The following is a 4846-nucleotide window of genomic DNA, read 5'->3' as shown; positions in this document are numbered from 1 at the left end:
GGAGCACGGTGTGGACGGGCGCCGTGGGACTCGCCCAGGCGGTCCCGCTCGTGGCGCTCGGCCTGTTCGCGGGAGCACTCGTCGACCGGGTGGACCGGCGCACCGTCTACCTCGTGACGATCACGGGGCAGACCGTGTGCGCCGTGCTGCTGGCCGTGCAGGCGGTGCTCGAGCCCGCTCCCGTCGCCTTGGTCCTCGCGCTGGTCGCCCTGGAGTCCTGCTGCTCCGCGGCCGGCGGCCCCGCGTCGCGCACGTTCGTGCCGGAGTTGCTGCCGGAGCACCAGGTGGCCGCTGGCCTGGCCCTGCGCAGGATCTCCTTCCAGGGCGCGATGCTCCTCGGCCCGGCGCTCGGCGGCCTGCTCGTCGGCGCCTGGGGCACAGGGGCCTGCTACGCGATCGACGCCCTGACCTTCGCCGCCGCGTTCCACGGCGCCTTCGGGCTGCCGCCCATGCGCCCGGGCGACTCCCCCGCACGTCCGGGTCTGCGGGGTGTGCGGGACGGGCTCGCGTTCCTGGCCCGGACGCCGGTCGTGCGCGGGGCGCTGCTCACCGACCTCGCGACGACGGTGCTGTCGATGCCGGTCAGCCTGTTCCCGCTGGTCAACTCCGAGCGTTTCGGGGGCGATCCGGGCACTCTCGGCCTGTTCCTGACGGCCGTCGCCGTCGGCGGGGTGGCCGCGTCGCTCTTCTCCGGGACCTTCACCCGGCTGCCGCACCCGGGGCGCGTCATGCTCGTCGGGTCGGCCGCCTGGGGCGTGTCCCTGACCGCGTTCGGGCTGGTCGGCGACGCGTGGGCGGGCCTCGCCTGCCTGGTGGTCGCCGGCGCCGCCGACACCGTGTCCGTGGTCGCGCGCGGCACCGTCGTCCAGACGCACACCCCGCGCGAACTCCTGGGCCGGGTGGGCGCCGCCGAACAGATCGTGGGCCAGGCCGGGCCCGATCTCGGCAATCTGCGCGGCGGGCTCGTCGCGCAGGCGAGTTCGGGTACGACGGCTCTGGTCAGCGGGGGTCTGCTGTGTCTCGCAGCGGTGGCGGCCGTGGCCACGACGACCGCCGAACTGCGCGGCGGCGCCATCCTGTCGGGGCGGAAGCGGCCGGGCGCGGCGTGACGGCGCCCGGGGCCGGCCGCTCAGCGCGAGCGGGACGGGCGCACGAGGACCTCACTGCCGAGCGGCACGAACCCGCAGGCCAAGAACGCGCGCAGGGAGCGGGCGTTGCCCGGCGACACGGCGGCGAACAACGGCTCACCTTCGGGCACGAGGCTCAGCGCGTCCTCGACGAGCGTACGGCCCACGCCCTTGCCGGTGGGCGAGGACGCGTGCAGCTCGATGCTCAGCTCACGGCGTCCCGCGAGCCCGTCGGCCAGCGTGATCAGACCCCGCTCGTCCCCGTGCACCGTGACCCCTGACCGGATCCGGCGCGCGTAGCGGACCCGGGGATGGCCGACCGCCTCCGGCGTGATCACCTCGGGCAGCCGCGGCGGACCGCCCGTGCCGCGCGCCACGAGGACGGCGTCCACGCATCCCGTCCAGCCGCCCGGTCCGGCCAGCCGGTGCAGGAAGTCCGCGGCCATCGACCCGCCGAAGGCGTCCGGTTCCCAGGCGCGCACCTCGGCCTCGGGCAGCGCCGTCGCGACGACCGCGTGCCCGGTGAACGCCACGGAGCACTCGAGTCCGCCGGCCGTCGGCGGCAGCACCGTCACCGTGCCGTCGGACGGCGGGAAGCGGCCGTCCGCCGCGGCCGTGAAGAGGGCGAGCAGCGGGTGGGGCGAGGGCATCGGGACTCCTGCCGGGGTGGGTGCCGGGGCGGACCCGTCGTCCGCAGGGCACAGCCTGGCACGCCGCGCGCCCGCGTCGTCGCGGCGGGTGTCGGGCCGATGAGTTCCGGGCCGTCGGACGGTCCTCACTCGCAGACACGCCCGTACTCGTACCCGTACGCCCTTCCGGAGGCACCATGTCCACCACCGACCGCGCCCTGCCGCCCGTCGTCGACGCCGCCAGCTGGCAGAAGGAGCTCGACGCACTGCGCGTACGGGAGAAGGCGGCCACCCGTGAGCTCGACGCCATCGCCGCGCAGCGCCGCCGGCTGCCGATGGTGGAGATGCCGGACTACGTCCTGGAGGGCGAGGACGGTCCGGTCCGCCTCGTCGATCTCTTCGGCGACCACTCCCAGCTCATCGTCTACTCCCACATGTGGCACGAGGGCGCCGCGTGGCAGTGCTCGGGCTGCACGGGCTTCACCAGCCAGTTCACCCGGCTGCTCGGACTCGAGAAGTTCGACGCGCGGTTCGTGATCGTGACGCAGGGCCCGCTCGACGAGGCCCTCGCGTACCGGCGCACGGTGGGCAACGAGATGACGTGGTACTCGACGGCCGGCAGCCCGTTCGGCAGCGACATCGGCGCCCCGCCGAACGCGGGCTTCGCGGTCAACGTCTTCCTGCGCGACGGCGACCGGGTCTACCGCACCTGGCACACCGACGGCCGCGGTACCGAGCAGCTCAGCCATCTGTTCGCGCTCGTCGACGTGCTCCCGTACGGACGACAGGAGGTGTGGCAGGACTCCCCCGAGGGCTGGCCGCAGCAGCCGACGTACAGCCGGTGGGCGACGTCCGAGGAGATCGCCGCGGCCTACGGCGAAGGAGGGCAGGACCCTTCCGGGTCCGCCTCGTGACCGCTGCACCGCGGGCGGCGGGGGCCGTGGGAGCCCCGGCCGGGGCCGGTTGGACGTTCCGCCGATCCCACGGACGGGGCGTTCGTGCGGACCGCGTCTTGTGCGGCCGGGTGCCGACGGCCTGGACTGCCCGGGTCACCCGCTGGAACACGAGAGAGGACGCGGATGTCCCCGTTGCTCGACGGCTGCACGCCCTGGCCCGAGGAGTTCGTCGACCGCTACCGGTCCGCCGGGAGCTGGCGCGGTGTCACACTCGACGCACTGCTGGGCGACCGGGCCCGCCGGCATCCCACGCGGACCGCACTGGTGCACGGTGCCACCCGGCTGACGTACGGGCAGCTGAACCGGCGCGTGGAGCGCACGGCCGCCGGGTTCCGGCTGCGGGGGCTGCGGCCCGGGCAGCGGGTCGTGGTGCGGCTGCCCGGCGTGCCCGAGCACGTCGTGACCCTCTTCGCCCTGCTGCGGACGGGCGCCGTGCCGGTGGTCTGCCCCCTCGCGCTCGGCGTGGAGGAACTGGCGCGGGTCGTCCGGATCACGGAAGCCACGGGGCACGTCGGGACGGCCGGACACCGGGCCGACGTCGCGGCGGTCGCGGCCCGGGGGCCGTTCCTGCGGCGGGCGTTCACGTACGAGCCGCCCGGCGCCGGGTCCCCGTACGGCGGCATGACGATCGACGCGTCGGGGTGCCACCACTTCCCGCTGGACTCGGTGGAGTCGGCCCCCGGCCCGGCGCCGGTGCGGGGTGCGGGCGAGGTGGCCTTCCTGCTCCTGTCGGCGGGACCCGACGGCGGCCCGTTGCTGGTGCCGCGCACGCACGACGCGTACGCGTACCAGGTGCGGGCCGCAGGCGAGGCCATGGGGCTCGGCGAGGACGACGTCCTGCTCGCGGCGCTGCCCGCCGCGGCGCTCCTCGCCACCGGCTGCCCGGGGACCGTCGGAACGCTGCTGGCCGGGGGCACCGTGGTCCTGGCGGACGACCCGGAGCCCGCGACGTGTCTGCCGCTGGTCGCGGCGGAGCGCGTCACGTGCACCACACTCACTCCGGACGCGCTCACGGCCTGGCTCGACGCGGCGCCCCCGGCGGGAACCGACCTCGGCAGCCTGCGGCTCGTCCAGACGGGCGGTGCGCCGGTGCCCGCGGAGCTCGCCGCCCGGGTGCGCCCCGGACTCGGCTGCGCGCTGCAGGAGTTCGTCGCGCTGCCCGAGGGGGTGGTCGCCCTCGCCCGGCCCGGCGCTCCGGCGGGCTCGCCGGCCGAGGGGCTCAGCCGCGACGACGAGTTCCGCATCGCCGGTCCGGACGGCGCGGAGGTCCCGCACGGCGCGTCCGGTGAACTCCTCGCACGGGGTCCGTCCGTGCCCCGCGGCTACTACCGCGCGCCGGACGCCGATGCCCGCGCCTTCACCGCGGACGGCCGCTTCCGCACCGGGCTGCACGCGCGTCGTGCGGCGGAGGGCGGCGGCCCGACGGTGGTGTGGGCGTCGCAGACCGAGCGATAGCGACGGCGTCAGACGGCGGCGGCTGCGAGGCTCGCCGCCCAGTCCTGCTCCGCGGCCCACTCGGCGAAGGTGTGCCAGCGCACCTCGGGGTGCGCCCGGCGCAGGTCCGCGACACCGACGTCGAGTCCCTCCGAGACGAAGTAGGCGAACATCGCGGCGAGATCGTCGGACCAGCGCCGCACCTGGTCGAGCGGCACCTCCTGGTGGGTGATCGGGCGCCGGGCCGCGGCCGAGAGCACGGCGGCCAGGTGCGCGGGCGTGCAGGTGTCGGAGGCGATGTCGATGCGGCGGCCGCTGAACTCCGCGCGGTGCAGCAGTGCCCGGGCGGCGAACGCCCCGATGTCGGCGACGGGGATGAGGGTCAGCGGACGGTCGGCGGGCATGGGCCAGGCGAAGGTCCCCTCCCGCAGGCCGTCGAGCGTCCACCCGGTGGCGAAGTTGTCCATGAACGCCGCGGGGCCGAGGACGGTCCACGCCACGCCGCTCGCGCGCAGGTGCTGTTCGACGAGGTACTTGCTGTCGTAGTGCGGGACACCGGTCGCGCGGTCGGCGTGGGCGGCGGAGGTGAACACGATGTGGCCGACCCGGGCCGCGGCCGCGGCGTCGACCAGCGCCCTGCCCTGGCGGGCCTCGACGGTGACGTCGGTGCCGAACGGGGTGGTGACCGCGAAGAGGGCGT

At 75.8% G+C, this 4846-nt stretch carries 5 protein-coding genes; 3 read left to right on the top strand and 2 right to left on the bottom strand.

Features of this window, described 5'->3' with window-relative positions; translation table 11 throughout:
* Positions 1-1109, top strand: a 1109-nt coding sequence (locus GTW43_RS02465) for an MFS transporter (RefSeq protein ID WP_161299890.1), incomplete at its 5' end; no start/stop codon positions are given.
* A 20-nt stretch (positions 1110-1129) separates the two neighbouring features.
* On the opposite strand, the gene GTW43_RS02460 is transcribed toward GTW43_RS02465, so the two are convergent.
* On the bottom strand, positions 1130-1777 hold the full coding sequence (locus tag GTW43_RS02460; protein WP_161299889.1) for a GNAT family N-acetyltransferase: 648 nt from the start codon (positions 1775-1777) through the stop codon (positions 1130-1132).
* A 176-nt stretch (positions 1778-1953) separates the two neighbouring features.
* Here GTW43_RS02460 and GTW43_RS02455 point away from each other — a divergent pair, with 176 nt between their 5' ends.
* Both GTW43_RS02455 and GTW43_RS02450 read left to right on the top strand, forming a co-directional pair.
* On the top strand, positions 1954-2670 hold the full coding sequence (locus tag GTW43_RS02455) for a DUF899 family protein (RefSeq protein ID WP_161299888.1): 717 nt from the start codon (positions 1954-1956) through the stop codon (positions 2668-2670).
* 165 nt (positions 2671-2835) lie between these two features.
* Complete coding sequence (locus GTW43_RS02450; protein ID WP_161299887.1) at positions 2836-4167, top strand: AMP-binding protein; 1332 nt, start codon at positions 2836-2838, stop codon at positions 4165-4167.
* 8 nt (positions 4168-4175) lie between these two features.
* On the opposite strand, the gene GTW43_RS02445 is transcribed toward GTW43_RS02450, so the two are convergent.
* Positions 4176-4846, bottom strand: a 671-nt coding sequence (locus tag GTW43_RS02445) for an NmrA family NAD(P)-binding protein (protein WP_161299886.1), incomplete at its 5' end; no start/stop codon positions are given.

Origin of the sequence: Streptomyces sp. SID5785 (genome assembly GCF_009870065.1) — a bacterium.
Taxonomy (GTDB): domain Bacteria; phylum Actinomycetota; class Actinomycetes; order Streptomycetales; family Streptomycetaceae; genus Streptomyces.
The sequence above is the reverse complement of the archived record's forward strand: the minus strand, read 5'-3'. Positions and strand labels throughout refer to the sequence as shown.